This is a genomic window from Streptomyces alboflavus (genome assembly GCF_000716675.1).
GTDB lineage: Bacteria > Actinomycetota > Actinomycetes > Streptomycetales > Streptomycetaceae > Streptomyces > Streptomyces alboflavus.
Map to the genome: position 1 here is coordinate 18,975 of NZ_JNXT01000043.1, position 20,687 is coordinate 39,661.

The 20,687-nt window shown below is 72.2% G+C and carries 15 protein-coding genes and 1 riboswitch; of the genes, 14 read left to right on the top strand and 1 reads right to left on the bottom strand.

Features of this window, described 5'->3' with window-relative positions; translation table 11 throughout:
• Positions 1-351 precede the first annotated feature (351 nt).
• The 14 genes from OO63_RS28255 (at position 352) to OO63_RS28320 (ending at position 17,889) form a co-directional block, all read left to right on the top strand.
• On the top strand, positions 352-2,499 hold the full coding sequence (locus tag OO63_RS28255; RefSeq protein ID WP_030360660.1) for an N-6 DNA methylase: 2,148 nt from the start codon (positions 352-354) through the stop codon (positions 2,497-2,499).
• A 206-nt stretch (positions 2,500-2,705) separates the two neighbouring features.
• Complete coding sequence (locus OO63_RS28260) at positions 2,706-3,299, top strand: hypothetical protein (RefSeq protein WP_030360661.1); 594 nt, start codon at positions 2,706-2,708, stop codon at positions 3,297-3,299.
• Between the two features lie 2 nt (positions 3,300-3,301).
• Positions 3,302-4,834 (top strand): serine/threonine-protein kinase, encoded by a 1,533-nt coding sequence (locus tag OO63_RS28265; protein WP_397622240.1) that lies wholly within the window; start codon positions 3,302-3,304, stop codon positions 4,832-4,834.
• A gap of 136 nt (positions 4,835-4,970) precedes the next feature.
• The gene (locus OO63_RS28270; protein ID WP_030360663.1) at positions 4,971-5,633 is read left to right on the top strand and encodes a SurA N-terminal domain-containing protein; all 663 of its coding nucleotides are present in this window, start codon (positions 4,971-4,973) and stop codon (positions 5,631-5,633) included.
• 120 nt (positions 5,634-5,753) lie between these two features.
• On the top strand, positions 5,754-6,740 hold the full coding sequence (locus tag OO63_RS28275) for a nucleoside triphosphate pyrophosphohydrolase (protein ID WP_030360664.1): 987 nt from the start codon (positions 5,754-5,756) through the stop codon (positions 6,738-6,740).
• Positions 6,741-6,851: 111 nt separating this feature from the next.
• A complete protein-coding gene (locus OO63_RS28280; protein WP_030360665.1) occupies positions 6,852-8,123 on the top strand; it encodes a cytochrome P450 family protein in 1,272 nt (423 codons plus the stop codon).
• Between the two features lie 167 nt (positions 8,124-8,290).
• The gene (locus tag OO63_RS28285) at positions 8,291-9,385 is read left to right on the top strand and encodes a transglycosylase family protein (protein WP_030360666.1); all 1,095 of its coding nucleotides are present in this window, start codon (positions 8,291-8,293) and stop codon (positions 9,383-9,385) included.
• Positions 9,386-9,588: 203 nt separating this feature from the next.
• Positions 9,589-9,772: riboswitch (cyclic di-AMP (ydaO/yuaA leader) on the top strand.
• 4 nt (positions 9,773-9,776) lie between these two features.
• Positions 9,777-10,496, top strand: coding sequence for a LysM peptidoglycan-binding domain-containing protein (locus OO63_RS28290; RefSeq protein ID WP_030360667.1), 720 nt, complete (start codon positions 9,777-9,779; stop codon positions 10,494-10,496).
• A gap of 400 nt (positions 10,497-10,896) precedes the next feature.
• Positions 10,897-12,183 (top strand): phosphopyruvate hydratase, encoded by a 1,287-nt coding sequence (eno, locus tag OO63_RS28295; protein ID WP_030360668.1) that lies wholly within the window; start codon positions 10,897-10,899, stop codon positions 12,181-12,183.
• A 110-nt stretch (positions 12,184-12,293) separates the two neighbouring features.
• Positions 12,294-12,788 carry an FtsB family cell division protein gene (locus tag OO63_RS28300; RefSeq protein WP_030360669.1) on the top strand — a complete coding sequence of 165 codons (495 nt, stop codon included), beginning with the start codon at positions 12,294-12,296 and terminating at the stop codon, positions 12,786-12,788.
• A gap of 33 nt (positions 12,789-12,821) precedes the next feature.
• On the top strand, positions 12,822-13,346 hold the full coding sequence (locus OO63_RS28305; protein ID WP_030360670.1) for a DUF501 domain-containing protein: 525 nt from the start codon (positions 12,822-12,824) through the stop codon (positions 13,344-13,346).
• 246 nt (positions 13,347-13,592) lie between these two features.
• On the top strand, positions 13,593-14,537 hold the full coding sequence (locus OO63_RS28310; protein ID WP_030360671.1) for a Ppx/GppA phosphatase family protein: 945 nt from the start codon (positions 13,593-13,595) through the stop codon (positions 14,535-14,537).
• Positions 14,538-14,958: 421 nt separating this feature from the next.
• Positions 14,959-16,356: an NAD(P)/FAD-dependent oxidoreductase gene (locus OO63_RS28315; RefSeq protein WP_030360672.1), complete on the top strand. Its 1,398-nt coding sequence runs from the start codon at positions 14,959-14,961 to the stop codon at positions 16,354-16,356.
• Positions 16,357-16,590: 234 nt separating this feature from the next.
• Positions 16,591-17,889: an SAM-dependent methyltransferase gene (locus OO63_RS28320; protein ID WP_030360673.1), complete on the top strand. Its 1,299-nt coding sequence runs from the start codon at positions 16,591-16,593 to the stop codon at positions 17,887-17,889.
• A gap of 126 nt (positions 17,890-18,015) precedes the next feature.
• On the opposite strand, the gene OO63_RS28325 is transcribed toward OO63_RS28320, so the two are convergent.
• Positions 18,016-20,532, bottom strand: a complete 2,517-nt coding sequence (locus OO63_RS28325) for an ABC transporter permease (RefSeq protein ID WP_030360674.1) — start codon at positions 20,530-20,532, stop codon at positions 18,016-18,018.
• Positions 20,533-20,687: the final 155 nt, after the last annotated feature.

Here is a 20,687-nt window from a genome sequence, read left to right on the forward strand (position 1 = left end):
TGAAGATGTGGTTAACGCATGTGAAAGGGGTTCGTCCCGCCCGTCTGGGTAAGCTCGGTTCGCGCGCCGTCGGGGAGAAGGCGGCGTACGGGGAGCGAGCGAGACCGGACGACGAGGGGCGGGCCAGTGACGACCAGCGGGCCGACGCGGCAGGGGAACGGGGCGCCGCGCGCGCGGGGCGCGGCCGAGGGGGTGGGGGGCAGGGCGCGTACGACCGACGCGACCGGCACCCCGGACGCGACCGGCACCCCGGACGGGGCAAGCACTCCGGACGGGACAAGCACCGCCGACCCCACCGCCGCCACCCCCGCCCCCACCGCAGCCGCCCCCACCGAAGTCACCGCCGCCGGCATCGCCCGCCTCGCCGGCGTCGGCCGCGCCGCCGTCAGCAACTGGCGCCGCCGCCACGCCGACTTCCCCAAGCCCGTGGGCGGCACCGACACCAGCCCGTCCTTCGCGCTCGGCGAGGTCGAGGACTGGCTGCGCGGCCAGGGCAAGCTCTCCGAAGTACCGCTGCGCGAACGCGTCTGGCAGCAGCTCGCCGGACACCCGGCGGGCCCCGTCCCCGCCCTCCTGCACGCCGGCTGCGCCCTGCTCCTCGTGCACGACCGGCACCCCGACTGGCTGGCGGCGAGCGCCGTCTCGGACGAGCGGATGGCCCGGCTCCTCCCGGACCTCATCGAGGGCGTGCTGACCCCGCGCTTCGGCCCGCCGTCCGCCACGCGCGCCGTGCACGCCCCCGCGCCCCCCGAACTCCTGCCGTCCGCCCCCCTGCTGCGCTCCGTAGCCGAGCTCGCCGCCGAACTCGGCGCCCCCACCGCGTACGAGTTCCTGCTCGGCCGCCACCTGGACGCCAACCCCCGCCAGTACACCCTCACCCCCGAGGGCCCCGCCGACCTGATGGCCGCGCTCGCGGGCACCGGCCGCGCCGGGCGTACCGTGCTCGACCCGGCCTGCGGCACCGGCGCCCTGCTGCGCGCCGCCGCCCCCGGCCCCGGGGACGGCGCCGACTGCCGCCTGTACGGCCAGGACAGCGCCCCCGAACTCGCCGCCCTCACGGCGCTCCGGCTCGCCCTCGGCTCCGCCGCGACCGTGCGCACCGCCGCCACCGACACCCTGCGCGCCGACACGTTCACTGACCGCGCGGCCGACGTCGTGCTGTGCCACCCGCCGTTCAACGACCGCAACTGGGGCCACGACGAGCTGGCCTACGACCCGCGCTGGGAGTACGGCTTCCCGGCCCGCACCGAGTCCGAACTGGCCTGGGTGCAGCACGCGTTGGCGCGCCTGCGCGACGGCGGCGGCGCCGTGGTCCTGATGCCGCCGGCCGCCGCGTCCCGCCGCTCGGGCCGCCGCGTCCGCGCCGACCTGCTGCGCCGCGGCGCCCTGCGGGCCGTGATCGCGCTGCCCGCCGGCGCGGCGCCGCCGTACCACCTGCCGCTCCACGTCTGGGTCCTGCGCAGGCCCGGCACCGACGCGCCGAGCGCCCCCGAGGTGCTGCTCGTCGAGGCCGGGGGCGGCACCGCGGCCGACGGCAGGCACACCGACGGGCGGGACCCGGGGGCCTGGCCGCCGGTGCGGGACGCCGTGCTCGGGGCGTTCCGCCGGTTCGAGCGCGAGGGCACGCTCCCGGAGGAGCCGGGCTTCGCGCTGTCCGTGCCGGTGCTCGAACTCCTCGACGACGAGGTCGACCTGGCGCCCGCACGCCGCCTGCCGCCCCGGGCCGCGGAAGGCGGCGCCGATGAGCTGCGCGAGGTGCGGGCCCGGCTCGACGAGACCCTGCGCCTGACCGCGGGCCTCACCCCGCCGGAGGCCGCCCCCGGCACACCGGACACGGCCCGCTGGCCGCTCACCACCATCGGCGAACTCGCCCGCGCGGGCGCCCTGTCGATCCACCCGGGCCACTCGGCGACCGCAGGGCTCCCCGCCGACGTCCCCGTCCTCACCGAACACGACGTCCTCGCCGGAACGGCGCCGTCCGCCACCACGCCCTCCGCCACAGCCCCCGCCACCGTGGCCCCCCACGCCACCGCACCCTCCGCCACCGCGCCCCCCGCCGTCGGCGCGGCCCCCCACGACCCCGCCGCCCAGGCCACCGACACCCCCGTCCGCACCGCACCCGGCGACGTCGTCGTGCCCGTGCTCGGCGGCACCGCCGCCGCCCGCGTCGTCGACGAGGCCACCGCGGGCGCCGTGCCGGGCCGCGGCCTGGTCCTGCTCCGCCCCGACCAGGATGCCCTCGACCCCTGGTTCCTCGCCGGGTTCCTGCGCGGCACCGCCAACAACCGCCAGGCCAGCAGCTATGCCTCCACCTCCGCCCGGCTCGACGTCCGCCGCCTGCAACTGCCCCGCCTCCCGCCCGCCCAACAGCGCGGCTACGGCGAGCGGTTCCGGGCCCTCGCCGCCTTCGAGGACGCGCTGCGCCTCGCGGGCCGCCTCGGTGAGCGACTGGTGCGCGGGATGCACGACGGCCTGACCGACGGCAGCGTGTCGCCGTGAGTCCGACGGGGCCGCCGTGCCGCCAGAAGTGTGCCGCCATGGCGACATGACCAGTACGGCAACGGTTCGGTACAACCCGGGACCGGTTGTCCGAGTCGGCCTATACGCTCGATTCTGCATTCGTTCGTTTGTCGGCCGTACGTCTCCGGGGCGCCCAGAGCTCCGCCCCAGGGCGCGTACGGCCGCGTCAGGTATCAGGAGCAGCCATGCACGGCCACGGCTACGGGCCGCAGCACCCTCCGGCCCCCTCCGGCGGACCGACGGTGGCGCTGCGCGTCATGTTCGTGGTGCTCGCCGTCGTGACCTGCGGCTTCCTCGCGGCGGCGCCGATCCTGCGGCTCGCGCTCGTGACCCGTCTGACGCGGGACTGGGCGGCGTTCGGTGCCGTCGTCACGCTCGACGTCGCGGCCATCGCCTTCGTCGCCAACGACCCGGGCGAGGAGATCACGACCTGGCGCGGCGAACTGGGCGTCGGCCTGCTCCTCGGCACCCTCGTGGCCGCCGTGACGTACTACCTGATCCTGGAGATCCGCCACTTCCGGCAGGCCGACGCGCAGGCCCGCCTGCTCTACCACCAGGCGCAGGCCATGGGCTACGCCACCGGCCCCCAGCAGGCCTACGGCTACCCGCAGCAGACCGGCCCCGTCCCGCACCCCGGCCCGGGCCCCCTGCCGTCCCCGCCCGCCCACACCCCGACGCCACCGCCGCCCGCGCGCCCCGCGCCCGCCCGCATCCACCAGGTCCGCGCCGAGCTGGACGAGCTCAGTGACTATCTGCGCAAGCAGGAAGGCGGCAACTGACCGTGACAGGCGGGACGGACCACCGTCTGATCGCAGGGCGCTACGAACTCTCCACGCTCATCGGCCAGGGCGGCATGGGCCAGGTGTGGACGGCGTACGACCAGCGCCTGGACCGCCGGGTCGCGGTCAAGCTCCTGCGGCCCGACAAGGTCGCGGGCGCCGAGGCCGACGAGCTGCGCCGCCGCTTCCTGCGCGAGTGCCGCGTCACCGCCCAGGTCGACCACCCCGGCCTGGTCACCGTGCACGACGCGGGCACCGAGGACGAGGACCTGTACCTGGTCATGCAGTACGTCGACGGCGCGGACCTCGGCGACCACCTCGCCGAGCACACCCCCTACCCCTGGCAGTGGGCCGTCGCGGTCGCCGCCCAACTGTGCGCCGTGCTCTCCGCGGTGCACGCCGTGCCGATCGTGCACCGCGACCTGAAGCCGCGGAACGTGATGGTCCGCCAGGACGGCACCCTCAGCATCCTCGACCTCGGCATCGCCTCGGTCATGGACACCGACACCACCCGCCTCACCCACACCGGCTCCCCGATCGGCAGCCCCTCGTACATGGCACCGGAGCAGGCCATGGGCGGCGCCGTCGGCCCCTACACCGACCTGTACGCCCTCGGCGTGCTCCTGCACGAACTCCTCAGCGGCGACGTGCCGTTCTCCGGCTCCACCGCCCTCGGCGTGCTGCACCGCCACCTGTACGAGCCGCCGCTGCCGGTGCGCAGGCTGCGCCCCGAGGTCCCCGAAGCCCTGGAGACCCTCGTCCTGCGGCTGCTCGCCAAGGACCCGCAGCACCGGCCCGCCAGCGCCCAGGACGTGTACGAGGAGCTGGCCCCGCTGCTCCCGGGCCGCTCCGTGCCGACCGGCCACCCCCTCGACCCGACCCGCCCGTTCCTGCGCCCGCACGCCCCCTGGCCCGACCGCGCCGCGACCCCCGCGCCCGCCCCGCAGACCGGTCCGCCGGGTCCCGCCCGCGGCCAGGACGTCGCCGCCGCCGTCGACGAGGTCAAGCGCCTCCTCGGCGAGGGCCGCATCACCCAGGCCGTCGACACCCTCGGCGCGATCCTGCCGGCCGCCGCCGCCCAGCACGGCGAGCACTCCCCGGTCGTGCGCACCCTGCGCAAGCAGTACGCGGCCACCCTCATGGACGACGGCCAGTACCGCCGCGCCCTGCCCGAGCTGCGCCGCCTCGCCGACCAGCGCGCCGCCGAGTCGGGACACGCCGACCCGCAGTCCCTCCAGTTCCGCTACGAGGCCGCCCAGTGCCTGGAGCAGCTCGGCGAACCGGCGGCGGCCCTCGCCGAGTACCGCACGCTGCTCCCCTATTACGAGAACCAGTACGCCACCGACGACATCCGCCAGTCCCTGGAGATCCGCCGCCGCATCGGCCAGCTCCTGCTCGCCCTCGGCGACCGCTCCGCCGCGCACGACACACTGGGCCGCCTCGTGCTCGACGCCGAGCGGGTGCACGGCATCGGACACCCGTTCCCGGCGGAGATCCGGCGGACCTTGCAGTGGCTGGGGCAGGTGCGGGGGTAGCGGCGCAGGCAGAGGAGTACCCCAACTCCTTGCGAATCGTTGGTCGAATGGGTGGCCGAGCCGACCACCACTGCCTACCATCGATCACCGCAAGACTTTGTGCAGCGAAGCACAATCTCTCCACCGGGAGGCCCACTTGCACCGCCGCCGTCGCTCCGCGCTCGTCCTCTCCGCCGCAGCCCTGCTCGCGGCCCCGCTCCTGACCGCCTGCGGCAACGATGCCCACCCCGGCGCCGCCGCGGTCGTCGGCGACCAGCGCATCACGGTCGCGCAACTGGAGAACCGGGTGAACGAGGTGCGTTCCGCACAGCGGGCCGCCCTGCCGGACGACAAGCAGTACGAGCAGGTCATCGCCAAGACCGGCGGTCTGACCCGCAGCACGCTGCACACCATGGTCCTGGACAAGGTCCTGCACCGGGCCGCGCGTGACGCCGGGGTCGGCGTCACGCGCAAGGAGATCCAGACCATGCGCGGCCAGCTGGAGAAGCAGGCGGGCGGAAGGAAGGCCCTGGAGGCGGGCTGGCTCCAGCAGTACAGCGTCGCGCCCGAGCACCTCGACGACAGCATCCGCACGGAGATCGAGGCCCAGAAGCTCGCCCGCGCGCTCGGCGCCGACATGAACGCCCAGGACGGCCAGAACACCTTCTGGGCCACGCTGTCCAAGACCTCCAAGAAGCTCGACGTCGACCTGAACCCGCGGTACGGCACCTGGGACGTCAAGACCAGCAAGCGCACCGACCTGCGCACGCCGTGGGTGCGCGAGGTGTCGGGCGGCGGCTCGACGCGGGCGGAGGCCTAGGGCCTGTCCGATGGGTCGGCGTGGCGTCGCGGCGGAAGCCGGGCGGGGCGGACGGGGAAGGCGACCGTCGTCGCCGCGACCGCTGAGGGCGATGTCAGTGGCTTGGGTTACGTTCGAGGCGTGAACGAGATCGAGACCGGCCGAGTCGTGCTGCTCACCACCAGCCACCGCGTCGCCCCCGGCCTGCTGTCCTGGACGGCCTGGCGGCTGCTGCACGACGCCGACGAGGTTCTGTGCGCCGACGCCGCCCACCCGCAGCTGCCGTATCTCCGCGAGGCGGGCGTCGAGGTCAAGCAGGCCTCGCCGACCGCCGAGGAGCTGGTGGACGCGTGCGCCGGCGGCCGCACGGTCCTGGTGATCGCCACGGCCGAGGGTGACCGCCCGCTCACCGACGGCCTGGCGCGGCTCGCGGGCTCGGGCCGGGTCGCGATGCCGGACCTGGAGCTGCTCCCCGGTTCGTACGACCTGCCGGGCGCCCGCCTCCTCGACCTGGTCCAGGTCATGGACCGCATCCGCGCCGAATGCCCCTGGTCATCGCGCCAGACCCACCAGAGCCTCGCGAAGTACGGCATCGAGGAGGCGTACGAACTCGTCGAGGCCATCGAGGACGGCGACAAGGACGAACTCCGCGAGGAACTGGGCGACGTCCTCCTCCAGGTCGTCTTCCACGCACGCATCGCCGAGGAGGACGAGGACGCCCCGTTCTCCCTCGACGACGTCGCGGCCACCATCGTGGACAAGCTGATCCACCGCCACCCCCACGTCTTCGGCGACGAGACGGCGACCACCCCCGAAGAGGTCAAGGCCCACTGGCTCCGCACCAAGGCGGTGGAGAAGCAACGCGACTCCGTCACCGACGGCATCCCCCTCGGCCAGCCCGGCCTGGCCCTGGCCGCGAAACTGTCCTCCCGAGTCCGCACGGCGGGCCTGGAGGTTCCCCTCCCCAAGGGAGAGGGCGTCGGGTACGAACTGCTGGCGATGGCCCTCCGAGCAGAGGCAGAGGGCACGGACCCGGAGGCGGCCCTGCGGGCGGCGGCACGGGCGTACCGGGACGCGATCCTGACGACGGAGGCCGAGGGGGGAAATTCCAGCCCGTCCGGCGTTTGAGGACGAGGCGCGCAGCGCCGACCAGGGGGGTCCAGGGGGCGCGGCCCCCGGTTTCGGAGAAGGGGCGGGACTGGGGCGCACCGCGCGGCCACAGCCGGATACCGTCGATCCATGCACGACCAGCCCCAGCCAGCGCCCCCCACCGCCCCGGACCTCTTCACGTGGGAGTTCGCGTCCAACCCCTACCCCGCGTACGCCTGGCTCCGCGACCACGCCCCCGTGCACAGGACCACTCTCCCCAGCGGGGTGGAGGCCTGGCTGGTCACCCGCTACGCCGACGCCCGGCAGGCCCTCGCCGACCAGCGGCTGTCCAAGAACCCCGCGCACCACGACGAGCCCGCGCACGCGAAGGGCAAGACGGGCATCCCGGGCGAGCGCAAGGCCGAGCTGATGACGCATCTGCTCAACATCGACCCGCCGGACCACACCCGCCTGCGCCGTCTGGTGTCGAAGGCGTTCACGCCCCGCCGGGTCGCCGAGTTCGCCCCGCGCGTGCAGGAGCTGACGGACCAGCTCATCGACGCGTTCCTGGACAAGCCCGAGGAGCAGGGCACCGCCGACCTCATCCACGAGTTCGCCTTCCCCCTCCCCATCTACGCGATCTGCGACCTGCTCGGCGTCCCGCGCGAGGACCAGGACGACTTCCGGGACTGGGCGGGCATGATGATCCGGCACGGCGGCGGCCCGCGCGGCGGCGTCGCACGCTCGGTGAAGAAGATGCGCGGCTACCTCGCGGAACTCATCCACCGCAAGCGCAGCGACCCCGGAGACGACCTCATCTCCGGTCTCATCCGCGCCTCCGACCACGGCGAGCACCTCACCGAGAACGAGGCCGCCGCCATGGCCTTCATCCTGCTCTTCGCCGGGTTCGAGACGACCGTGAACCTCATCGGGAACGGGACGTACGCACTCCTGACGCACCCCGACCAGCGCGCCCGGCTCCAGCAGTCCCTCGCCGCCGGGGACACCGGCCTCCTGGAGACCGGCGTCGAGGAACTGCTCCGCTTCGACGGCCCCGTGGAGCTGGCCACGTGGCGCTTCGCCACCGAGCCGCTGCGCATCGGCGGCCAGGACATCGCCGCGGGCGACCCCGTCCTCGTCGTCCTCGCCGCCGCCGACCGCGACCCGGCCCGCTTCCCCGACCCGGACCTCCTCGACCTGTCCCGGACCGACAACCAGCACCTCGGATACGGCCACGGCATCCACTACTGCCTCGGCGCCCCGCTGGCCCGGCTTGAGGGCCAGACGGCGCTCGCGACCCTGCTCCGCAGGCTGCCCGACCTGCAACTGGCCGTCGATCCGGAGGAGTTGAGGTGGAGGGGCGGGCTCATCATGCGTGGCCTGCGGACCTTGCCGGTGACGTTCACGCCGCCCGCCCGCTGACGGGGGAGCGGCACCTGCCTGACGTACCGTCAAGACTGTGACTTTCACGTGATCTGCGCTGCATCGACTTGTGACTGACGTTCGACTGCGGCTACGTTCACGACGGCTCGGCACCCCTCGGCACCACGTGTCGCAGCTGTTCTTGTCGTCGCTCGAAAGGCACGTGCATGCTCTCCGGCCAAGGCCGTCACCGCCGTCCCCGTCAGGCCCCGGCGATCGTCGTCGCGGCGGGCGTCACGGGATCCGCCATCGCCATTCCGCTGCTCGGCGCCACGGGCGCGCACGCCGCCGACGCCTCGACGTGGGACAAGGTCGCGGAGTGCGAGAGCGGCGGCGCGTGGAGCGCCAAGGGTGACGGGTACTACGGCGGTCTGCAGCTGACGCAGGAGACCTGGGAGAGCTACGGCGGCCTCGCGTACGCGCCGAGCGCCGACCAGGCCAGCCGCTCCCAGCAGATTGCCGTCGCCGACAAGGTCCTCGCCGACCAGGGCCCGTCCGCGTGGCCGAACTGCGGCCCGGCCGCGGGCCTCAGCAAGGGCGGCGCGGCCGCCGACGTCGACCCGGGCCTCCCGCCCGCCCCGTCGAAGCCCGCGGAGCCGTCCGACGAGTCCAAGGACGAGAAGGGCGGCAAGGGCGCCGAGAAGGGCGACAAGGGTACCGAGGACGCCGCCGACGCCAAGGACAAGGACCGCGGCGCGGACGCCGAGGACGGCACGGGCAAGGAAGGCGGCAAACACCGCAAGCCCGACAACAGCGGCTCGGCCGACAAGAGTGACGAACGCGACAAGGGTGGACAGAAGGGCGAGAAGGGTACGGGGGGCGCGGAAGACGGGGACGGCAAGTCCGGCGACCGCGGCACCACTTCGCCCGACGCCGAGTCCGACCCGGGCCGTGAGCCGTCCGGCGCCGACGACTCCGCGGAGGGCTCCGAGGACTCGTCCGACGCTCCGTCCGGCCGCCACCGCGGCTCCAGCGCCGACGAGGCCGACGGGGCGGAGAAGGGCGGCGCGGGCTCCGCGGGCCGCCACGCGTCGCGCGGTGAAGGACGCGACCCACGCGGCGCCACCGACCCCGCGGGCACCTACACGGTCCGCTCCGGCGACAACCTCTCGCAGATCGCCGACCGGCACGACCTTGACGGCGGCTGGTCCACTCTCTACGCGGAGAACAAGCGCACCGTGGGCGGTGACCCGGATCTCATCCTCCCCGGTCAGCGCCTCGACCTGAGCGAGGAAGAGGCCGCGGAGGCGGACCGGAAGTAAGCGTCGTGGGGCGGAAATTGACTGGCAGTTCGGGGTGAATGTCCGGTTTAAAGACGGTGAGAGGCAAGTGAGAGATGGGTCTCAGAAGCCCTGATCGTCTTTGAAATTCCGGTGATTGCCTGTCTACGGTCGTGACCGCTCGCCACAGCGGGCCCCGCCGGTCGGTACGCCGAATCCTGCCAACGGCCGGACGGGAACAGTCGTCGCTTCGAGCGCCGAAGGCAGGAGCGGGGGACCCAAGGTAAGCGCCGGGCCCACGCGTTGAGCGGCCAGCGGCCGCGCGACGCGCAGGACCGGCTAGGGGTGAAGTCGTACGGAAGCCGTACGGCCGGGCACTCACCCGCCCGAACCCGACAGCTCACCTCGCAGGCGTCGGTGAGGGGATCACTCCATGCTGCTTTCCGGCAAGGGCAAGCACCGTCGTCCGTCCAAGGCCACCCGCGCCGCCGCCGTCGTCGGTGTCACCGGCGCCGCCGTCGCCGCCCCGCTGATGGCCGCCGGTACCGCGAACGCCGCCACCGTCGACCAGTGGGACCGGGTCGCCCAGTGCGAGTCCGGCGGCAACTGGTCCATCAACACCGGCAACGGCTACTACGGCGGCGTGCAGTTCTCCGCCTCCACCTGGGCCGCTTACGGCGGTACGAAGTACGCGGCCACCGCCGACAAGGCCTCCAAGGCCCAGCAGATCGAGATCGCCGAGAAGGTCCTCGCGGGCCAGGGCAAGGGTGCCTGGCCGAGCTGTGGCGTGGGCCTCACCAGCGCCCCGTACAACGGCGGCGGTGCCGAGAAGCCGCAGCAGCAGCCGCAGCAGCAGGCCAAGCCCCAGCAGCAGCCGCAGCAGCAGGCTCAGCCGCAGCAGCAGGCCAAGCCGCAGCCGAAGCCGCAGCAGGCCGCCCCGCAGACCGAGTCGAAGAAGACCGTCCAGACCCCGACCGGCAAGGTCGTGAAGAAGGGCGACGGCGAGTACAAGGTCAAGACGGGCGACACCCTGTCCAAGATCGCCGACGAGCACGACGTCAAGGGCGGCTGGCACAAGGTGTACAAGCTCAACGGCGACATCATCTCCGACGCCGACATGATCTACCCGGGCCAGCAGCTGCACCTCAGCTGAGCCTGAGCCCGACCCGCGCCCTGTCCGGTCCGTCCGGGCAGGGCCGCCGCTCCGCCCCGCGGAGCACCCCCGTCCCCACGGGTCTCCCTCGCCCCGGTGCGCGTATCCCCCGTACGCACCGGGGCGAGGTGCTGTCCGGGGGCGGCCGTGCGGGGCTCCCCGGGCGTCCCCGAGTACGCCCAGGGCGAAGCTACCGGCCGGTAAGAACCTGCGGTTCCGTCCTGATTCCCAGGGAATTGGCCCGATGGCCGTCCCACGGGGCGGGCGGTCGGCTGGCCGAAGCTCCCGGGCCCGTTAGGCTCAGGAGACGCAGGGCCGATGAAGACCATGCAAGCCATGCGCAAGCCCGCGCCCCCAGTGGTGCACGCCATGCGCCCCTAGCGTCACATCCCAGAAGGAGATGCTCGTGCCGTCCATCGACGTCGTCGTAGCCCGGGAAATCCTGGACTCCCGAGGCAACCCCACGGTCGAGGTCGAGGTCGGCCTCGACGACGGGTCCACCGGCCGCGCCGCGGTCCCGTCGGGCGCCTCCACCGGTGCCTTCGAGGCCATCGAACTGCGTGACGGAGACGCCAACCGCTACGGCGGCAAGGGCGTCGAGAAGGCCGTTCTCGCCGTCATCGAGCAGATCGGCCCGGAGCTCGTCGGCTACGACGCCACCGAGCAGCGCCTGATCGACCAGGCGATGTTCGACCTCGACGCCACCGACAACAAGGGCTCGCTCGGCGCCAACGCCATCCTCGGCGTCTCCCTCGCCGTCGCCCACGCCGCCTCCGAGGCGAGCGACCTGCCGCTCTTCCGCTACCTGGGCGGCCCGAACGCGCACCTGCTGCCCGTTCCGATGATGAACATCCTGAACGGCGGGTCCCACGCGGACTCCAACGTCGACATCCAGGAGTTCATGATCGCCCCGATCGGCGCGGAGTCCTTCTCCGAGGCGCTGCGCTGGGGCGCCGAGGTCTACCACACGCTGAAGAAGGTCCTGAAGACCAAGGGTCTGTCGACCGGCCTCGGCGACGAGGGCGGCTTCGCGCCGAACCTGGACTCCAACCGCGCCGCCCTCGACCTCATCGTCGAGGCCATCAAGCAGGCCGGTTACGTCCCCGGCGAGCAGATCGCGCTCGCGCTCGACGTCGCCGCGTCGGAGTTCTACAAGGACGGCAAGTACGAGTTCGAGGGCAAGTCCCGCTCGGCCGCCGAGATGACCGAGTACTACGCCGAGCTCGTCGAGGCGTACCCGCTCGTGTCCATCGAGGACCCGCTGTTCGAGGACGACTGGGCGGGCTGGAAGGTCATCACCGACAAGCTGGGCGACAAGGTCCAGATCGTCGGCGACGACCTCTTCGTCACCAACCCCGAGCGCCTGGCCCGCGGCATCGAGGAGGGCTCCGCCAACGCCCTCCTGGTGAAGGTCAACCAGATCGGTTCGCTGACCGAGACCCTGGACGCCGTCGAGCTCGCCCAGCGCAACGGCTTCAAGTGCATGATGTCGCACCGCTCCGGCGAGACCGAGGACGTCACCATCGCCGACCTCGCCGTCGCCGTGAACTGCGGTCAGATCAAGACCGGCGCCCCGGCCCGCTCGGACCGCGTCGCCAAGTACAACCAGCTCCTTCGCATCGAGGAGATCCTCGACGACGCGGCCGTGTACGCGGGCCGCAGCGCGTTCCCGCGCTTCAAGGGCTGAGCGGTCCTCACGGCTGACAGCCCGAAGGCCTAGCCAGTCGTACGTACGTCCCCGTACTCGGTCCCGTACCGTGTGCGGGGACGTACGCGTGTACTGGGGAGGCGAGACACATGGCCGGGAAAGTCCGGGACAAGGACCGGTTCTCCACGGCGACCCGGCTGCGGCTGCTCGGCGAGCAGACCGCGGAGCGCGTCTACCGCTCGCAGACCAAGCGGCAGGCCCGCCGCTCCCGGCTCACCGGCCGCGCCGCGCTCCTCGTGCTCGTCGTCTGCTCGCTGGTCGTGGCGCTCGCCTACCCGATAAGGCAGTACGTGTCGCAGCGCGCCGACATCGCCGAGCAGCGGCAGAAGCAGTCCGAGCACCGCGAGAACGTGGAGCGGCTGCGCGACGAGAAGGCCCGCTGGCAGGACGACGCGTACGCCGAGCAGCGCGTCCGGGACCGGCTGCACTATGTGATGCCGGGCGAGACCGGGTTCACCGTCATCGACCCGGCGGCCGCGGAGGACCACCGCGGTGACGAGGCGGCGGCGGACCGGCCCTGGTACGCGAACGTCTGGGACGGCGTCGACGAGGCCGACGCCGCCGATCGCGCCGACGACAATTGACACTCCCCGTTCAGTACGAACCGAAAGACAGGCATGCAGACGCCCCCGCCCCAGACCGAGCCCACCGCGCCCACGGACGCCGACATCGCCGCGTTCCAGGAGCAGCTCGGACGCCCGCCGCGCGGGCTGCGCGCGATCGCCCACCGCTGTCCCTGCGGCAACCCGGACGTGGTCGAGACGGCGCCGCGGCTGCCCGACGGCACGCCGTTCCCCACGACGTACTACCTCACGTGTCCGCGGGCCGCGTCCGCGATCGGGACGCTGGAGGCCAACGGCGTGATGAAGGAGATGACGGAGCGGCTCGGCACCGATCCCGATCTTGCCGCCGCGTACCGGGCCGCCCACGAGGACTACATCGCGCGGCGCGACTCCATCGAGGTCCTCGAAGGGTTTCCCTCGGCCGGGGGCATGCCGGACCGCGTGAAGTGCCTGCACGTCCTCGTCGCCCACTCGTTGGCCGCGGGCCCCGGTGTGAATCCCCTCGGCGACGAAGCGATCGCTCTCCTGCCGGAGTGGTGGCGCAAGGGGCCGTGCGTGGGCAACGCCGACCCCGCCTGACCCGGCACCGGGGTGACCCTGCCCACCGCTCCGCGGCGGGCATTCCCCACCCGCCCACCCTTACTACCTCCGGTGCGCCGCGGCTTCACCCAGAGGGCGATGGGGGTCCCCCCTGCTCGAGCGAAGTCGAGAGCTTGGGGGAGGGTGGGCACAGCCCACGTGCCGGGCGCCCGGAGTGCAACGCCCGCTCGGCCCGCCCGGGCTCCCCGGGTGTTCCGGGCACCGTAACGACAAGGAGAACCCCCGATGACCCGCGTGGCCGCCATCGACTGCGGTACGAACTCGATCCGCCTGCTCGTGGCCGACGCCGACCCCGAGACGGGGCAACTCGTCGACCTGGACCGCCGGATGGAGATCGTCCGCCTGGGCCAGGGCGTGGACCGGACGGGGCGGCTCGCCCCGGAGGCGCTGGAGCGGACGTTCGCGGCCTGCCGCGAGTACGCCGAGGTCATCAAGGAACACGGCGCGGAGCGCCTCCGCTTCGTCGCCACCTCCGCCTCCCGCGACGCCGAGAACAGAGACGACTTCGTCCGCGGCGTCCTGGACATCCTCGGCGTCGAACCGGAGGTGATCAGCGGCGACCAGGAGGCCGAGTTCTCCTTCACGGGCGCGACCAAGGAGCTGACGGGCCACCCGGACATGGCGGGCCCGTACCTCGTCGTCGACATCGGCGGCGGCTCCACGGAGTTCGTCGTCGGCGACGACCACGTGCGCGCGGCCCGCTCCGTGGACGTCGGCTGCGTGCGGATGACGGAGCGCCACCTCGTCCGGGACGGCGTGGTCCTCGCCGACCCGCCCACCGAGGCCCAGCTGGCCGCGATCCGCGCAGACGTCGAGGCGGCCCTGGACCTCGCGGAGGAGACGGTCCCGCTGCGCGAGGCCCACACCCTCGTGGGCCTCGCGGGCTCGGTCACCACGGTCGCGGGCATCGCGCTCGGCCTGGACGCGTACGACTCCGCGGCGATCCACCACTCCCGCTTCCCGTACGCCCGCGTGGCGGAGATCGCCGACATGCTGGTGCGCTCCACGCACGCCGAGCGCGCGGCGATCCCCGTGATGCATCCGGGACGGGTGGACGTCATCGCCGCGGGCGTGCTCGTCCTGCTCGCGATCATGGAGCGGGCCGGGGCAGCCGAACTGGTCGTGAGCGAGCACGACATCCTCGACGGGATCGCCTGGTCGATCGCCTGAGGGCCTCGTACGGCGATCGGCTGAGCGTTCCGGACCCCTTCTGAGCGGCCCGGAGGGGGGTTGGAACGCTTCCTTCCGGGGCTCCGCCGAGAAAGTTCGTGAAGTTCTTCACAAGGAAATCGGCCCTGTTGGGCGAGGTTTTGAGGAGTTCGGCCCGGGAACGGGCGAGGTACGGGCCCGCGGGCGGGCGCGGGGAGTGCTTCCGGGGCGTTGCCGGGGTGTGAACCAAGGGGTGGTCCACCGGGCGCCGGAGTCAGGAGCGGCAGCTCACGAGGGGTTGACAACGACTCGCGTGGGGCGGTGGTTCCCCCGTGAGGTCATGACCTCCGTCACGTGGGCGGCGAAGTGTAGCAGAGGCCCCACCCATGCTTGTGAAGGGGCGCACGAGCGACCCCCGGGGAGGGGGTGGATACTCGATGGCATGAGCACCACGGAGCGTCCCAGGATCCTCGTAGTAGGCGGTGGGTACGTAGGCCTGTACGCAGCTCGACGCATTCTGAAGAAGATGCGCTACGGAGAGGCGACCGTCACGGTCGTCGACCCGCGCTCGTACATGACGTACCAGCCCTTCCTCCCCGAAGCCGCGGCCGGCAGCATCTCGCCTCGGCACGTCGTCGTCCCGCTGCGACGCGTGCTGCCCAAGGCGGAAGTCCTCACCGGCCGGGTCACCACCATCGACCAGGACCGCAAGGTCGCCACGATCGCGCCGCTCGTCGGCGAGGCGTACGAGCTGCCGTTCGACTACCTGGTCATCGCGATGGGCGCGGTCTCCCGCACCTTCCCGATCCCCGGCCTCGCCGAGCAGGGCATCGGCATGAAGGGCATCGAGGAGGCCATCGGCCTGCGCAACCACGTGCTCGAGCAGCTCGACAAGGCCGACTCCACGACGGACGAGGAGGTCCGCCGCAAGGCGCTGACCTTCGTCTTCGTCGGCGGTGGCTTCGCCGGTGCCGAGACCATCGGCGAGGTCGAGGACATGGCCCGCGACGCGGCCAAGTACTACAAGAGCGTGAAGCGCGAGGACATGCGCTTCCTGCTCGTCGACGTCGCCGACAAGATCCTCCCCGAGGTCGGCCCGAAGCTCGGCGCCTACGGCAAGGAGCACCTGGAAGGCCGCGGCGTCGAGGTCTACCTGAAGACCGGCATGGACTCCTGCGTGGACGGCCACGTGGTCCTCAACAACGGCCTCGAGGTCGACTCCAACACCATCGTGTGGACCGCCGGCGTCAAGCCGAACCCGGCCCTCGCGCGCTTCGGTCTGCCGCTCGGCCCCCGCGGCCACGTGGACACCCAGACGACCCTCCAGGTCCAGGGCACCGACTACATCTGGGCCGCGGGCGACAACGCCCAGGTGCCGGACGTCGTCGGCCGCAAGGCGGGCAACGAGAACGCCTGGTGCCCGCCGAACGCCCAGCACGCGCTGCGCCAGGCCAAGGTCCTCGGCGACAACGTGATCTCCGGCATGCGGGGCTTCCCGCAGAAGGAGTACAGCCACGCCAACAAGGGCGCGGTCGCGGGCCTCGGCCTGCACAAGGGCGTCGCGATGATCGTCATGGGCAAGATGAAGATCAAGCTCAAGGGCCGTCTCGCCTGGTACATGCACCGCGCGTACCACGGCATGGCGATGCCGACGTTCAACCGCAAGATCCGCGTCTTCGCGGACTGGACGCTCGGCATGTTCCTCAAGCGCGAGGTCGTCTCGCTCGGCGCCATGGAGACGCCGCGCGAGGAGTTCTACGAGGCCGCCAAGCCGGCCCCGAAGCCCGCGGCCAAGGCCGAGGTGCCGGCCGCTCCGGTCGAGGAGAAGGCCGCTTCCTGACGGCCCGCGCCCAAGGCCGTCCGACGGCCTGCAGCAAGGCCCGCAGTACAGCGTGAAAGGGTCCCCGCCATCCGTGGTGCGGGGGCCCTTTCGGCATTCCCGGGGGCCCCTAGATGCCCACTGCACGCATTTTGCATATTCGTAACGGCGCAACGGGACTGCGCGCGCCGCCCGTTGGTGTTTACGTGGTGTTGGACCGTTCCGTTCCGGGATGTGATCACGGAGGTGTGCGCCATGCAGGACGCCGCACTGCGGCTGCAGAATCTTGCCGAGCAGTTGGTGGGAACCGAGCTGCCGGTTCGAATCCGGGCCTGGGACGGTTCGGAAGCGGGGCCGCCGGGCGCCCCCACCCTCGTCGTACGCCACCGCCGTGCCCTGCGCCGCCTGTTGTGGAAGCCGGGCGAGCTGGGCCTCGCGCGGGCCTGGGTGGCCGGGGACATCGATGTCGACGGCGATCTGTACCAGGCCCTCGACCTGCTCGCCGAGTTCATCTGGGAGCGCGCCGACGACGCCCCGAGCCTCACCGAGAAGCTGCGCGACCCGCAGGTCAGAGCCGCCGCCAGGGCCCTGCTCGCGCTCGCCGCGCCGTTCCTGCCGCCGCCCGTGCCGCGCGAGGAGATGCGCAGGCCCGGCAGGCTGCACCGGCACACCAAGGGCAGCGACAAGAAGGCCATCAGCCACCACTACGACGTCGGCAACGACTTCTACGCCCTGGTGCTCGGCCCCTCGATGGTCTACTCGTGCGCCTACTGGGAGTCCCCGGACTCGACCCTCGCCGACGCCCAGCGCGACAAGCTCGACCTCATCGCCCGCAAGCTCGACCTGAAGCCCGGCATGCGGCTCCTGGACGTCGGCTGCGGCTGGGGCTCCATGGCCATCCACGCGGCCCGCGAGTACGGCGTCCGGGTCGTCGGCGTCACGCTCTCGCAGGAGCAGGCCGCGTTCGCCAGGAAGCGCATCGCCCAGGAGGGCCTCACCGACCGCATCGAGATCCGCGTCCAGGACTACCGCGACGTGCGCGACGGCCCGTACGACGCCATCTCCTCCATCGGCATGGCCGAACACGTCGGCGCCGAGCGGTACTTGGACTACGCACACGACCTGCACGCCCTCCTGAAGCCCGGCGGCCGCCTCCTGAACCACCAGATCGCCCGCCGCCCCCAGCTCGACGAGTCGGCGTACTCCGTGGACGAGTTCATCGACGCCTACGTCTTCCCCGACGGCGAGCTGGCCCCCCTCGGCACCACCGTCGGCCTCCTGGAGCGCGCGGGCTTCGAGGTCCGCGACGTGGAGTCCATCCGCGAGCACTACGCCCTCACCCTGCGCCACTGGGTCGCCAACCTGGAGGCGAACTGGCCCGAGGGCGTCCGCCTCACCAGCCCCGGCCGGGCCCGCATCTGGCGCCTCTACATGGCCGCGTCGGCCCTGGCTTTCGAGCACAACCGCATAGGGGTCAACCAGGTCCTGGCGGTGCGCACGGCCGAGGGCGGCAAGTCGGGAATGCCGCTGCGCACGAGGCAGTGGGGGGCATGAGCCCGTCCGGCGTTTGAGGACGAGCCGCGAAGCGGCAACAAGGGGGGCCAGGGGGCGAAGCCCCCGTATGACGACGGGGCCCCGGGTGCGCGCGCACCCGGGGCCCCGCTCAGCACAGCGCAAGCGTCACTCGGACTTGATCGCCTGCAAGGGGTTCAACCGCGCCGCGGACCGGGCGGGCCAGACGGCGGCCAGGACACCGACCACACCCGCGATGGCGAGGAAGATCAGGATCCGGCCGACGGGCACCTCCATGGAGTACGTGGACACGGTCCCGGAGATGGAGTCTCCGGCGACCCACCCGAGGAAGAGGCCGAGGCCGACGCCGAGCACCGCGCCGAACAGCGAGATGACGACCGACTCCAGGCGCACCATCTGCTTGATCTTCGCCCGGTCGAGCCCGATGGCGCGGAGCATCCCGATCTCGTGCTTCCGCTCGAAGACGGACATCGCCAGGGTGTTGATGACACCGAGGACGGCGACGAGGATCGCCATGGCGAGCAGGCCGTACAGCATGTTCAGGAGCATGTTGATGGCGCCGCCGACCTCGTTGCTGATGTCGTCCTTGTCCTGGATCTTGATGGCGGGGTTGTCGCCGAGGGCCTTCACGATGGCGTCCTCGGCCTTGCCGGACGCGCCGTCCTTCATCTTCAACAGGACCTGCTGGTCCTGGACCTTCGACAGGTGCGGCGTGACGATCGGGGTGGGCGTGAAGAGGCCGTCGATCATCTCGTTGGGCTTGTAGACGCCCGCGACCTTCAGCCGGGTGGTCTTGTCGTCGTCGAACTTCACCGTGACGGTGTCACCGGCCTTGAGGCCCTTGGCGTCGGCCGTCTCCTTGTCGACGAGGGCGGAGTCGCCCTTGAGCGCGGCCGCGGAGCCGCTGGTGAAGTCCAGGCCGACGAGCTTGTCGAAGGACTTGGGGTCGACGCCGGAGACCCGGGTGTCGCGGCCGTCGGCCTCGCCCCAGGTGGTGCGCAGGGCGCTGCTGGCCTCGACCTCGGGCAGCTCGGCCAGCTTGTCGTGGACCTTGGGGGTCAGCGGCTGGAAGTTGGCCATCGAGACGGCGTAGTCGGCCTTCAGGGAGTCCGTGGCCATCTTGTTGATGGCGCTGCCCATGGAGACGGCGACGACGGTCATCGCGGTGATGAGGGTCAGACCGATCATCAGGGCCGACGCGGTGGAGGCGGTGCGGCGCGGGTTGCGGACCGAGTTGAGGCGGGCCAGCTTGCCGGTGACGCCGAAGGGCTTCAGGAGCGGGCCCGAGCCGGCGATGAAGGGGCGGGAGAGCAGCGGCGTGAGGACGATGACGCCGACGAGGATCGTCGCGGCGCCCCCGGACTTCACGTAGTTGTCCTCCATGAACAGCATGACCGCGCCGAGGGCGACGAGCAGCGAGCCGATGGTGTTGCGTACGACGAGGCCGCGCATCGTGGGCGAGGCGTGCACGCTGTTCATCGCGGCGACCGGCGGGATCTTCGCGGCGCGGCGTCCTGGCAGCCAGGCGGCGAGCATGGTCACGACGACACCGATGATCAGGGCCGTGACGATCGTGGTCGGGCCGATGACCAGCGGGCCGTCGGGCAGCGAGGCGCCGCCCGCGTTCATCAGGGACTCCAGGCCGACGGCGACGCCGATGCCGAGCGCGAAGCCCGCGACGGCGGCGACCAGGCCGACGATGAACGCCTCGATGAGCACCGAGCGCGTGACCTGGCGGCGGGACGCGCCGACGGCGCGCATCAGGGCCAGCTCCTTGGTGCGCTGGGCGACCAGCATGGTGAAGGTGTTGGCGATGATGAAGATGCCGACGAACAGCGCGATGCCGGCGAAGATCAGCAGCACCTGGCTCATGGAGCTGGTGTTCTGCTCGATCATGCGGTCCTGCTCGTCCTTCAGCGAGGCGCCGGTCTCGGCCTCGGTGTCCTTCGGCAGGATCTTCTCGACGGCGCCCTTGAGGGCGGTCTCCGACGTACCGGCGGCGGCCTTCACGTCGATCTCGTCGTACTCGGACTTGCCGAGGACCTTGCGCGCGGTGTCGTTGTCGAAGACGACGAGGCTGCCGCCCGCGACGACGCTGCCGTCGTCGGTGTCGAAGATGCCGCTGACCTTGGCGGTCTTCACGGGTCCGTCGGTGGAGTAGCGGACCGTGTCGCCGACCTTGTAGCCGGTGCGGTCGGCGGTGCGGCTGTCCAGGGCGATGTCACCGGCCGACTTCGGGGCGGCGCCCTCGGCGAAGTCGTAGCGCGGGTCCTTGCCGTCCTTGCCGGGGAAGTAGTTGGCGCCCGTGGTGCCCCACTCGCCGCCGACCAGCTTGCCGTCCTTGTCGGCGAGCGCGGTGAAGCCGGAGACGCTGCCGAGGGCCGACGTGGCGCCGGGCAGCTTCCCGGCCCGCGTGAGCAGGGAGTCCGTCAGCCGGTCCGGCTGCTTGGCCTCCTGGCCGTCGTCCCGGGAGCCGCCGTCGGGCTTGATGGCGACGGAGACGTGGTCGAAGCTCTTGGCCGACTTGTTCTTGTAGGCGGAGCCGAAGGTGTCGGTGAAGACCAGGGTGCCGGAGACGAACGCGACGCCGAGCATGACGGCGAGCACGGTCATCAACAGCCTGGCCTTGTGCGCGAGCACGTTGCGCAGGGCGGTACGGAACATGGGTGAGTCCAGGTGAGTGTGCACGGTGAGGTGCAGGAGGCTGTGGGGGCGCCCCGTAGGGGCGCGGGGAACTGCGCGACCAGCCACAACAGGCCCGCAGCCCCGGCGAGAGCTCAGCCCTCGCGGCGGTGGGGCGACCGGCGGGGCCGACCAGC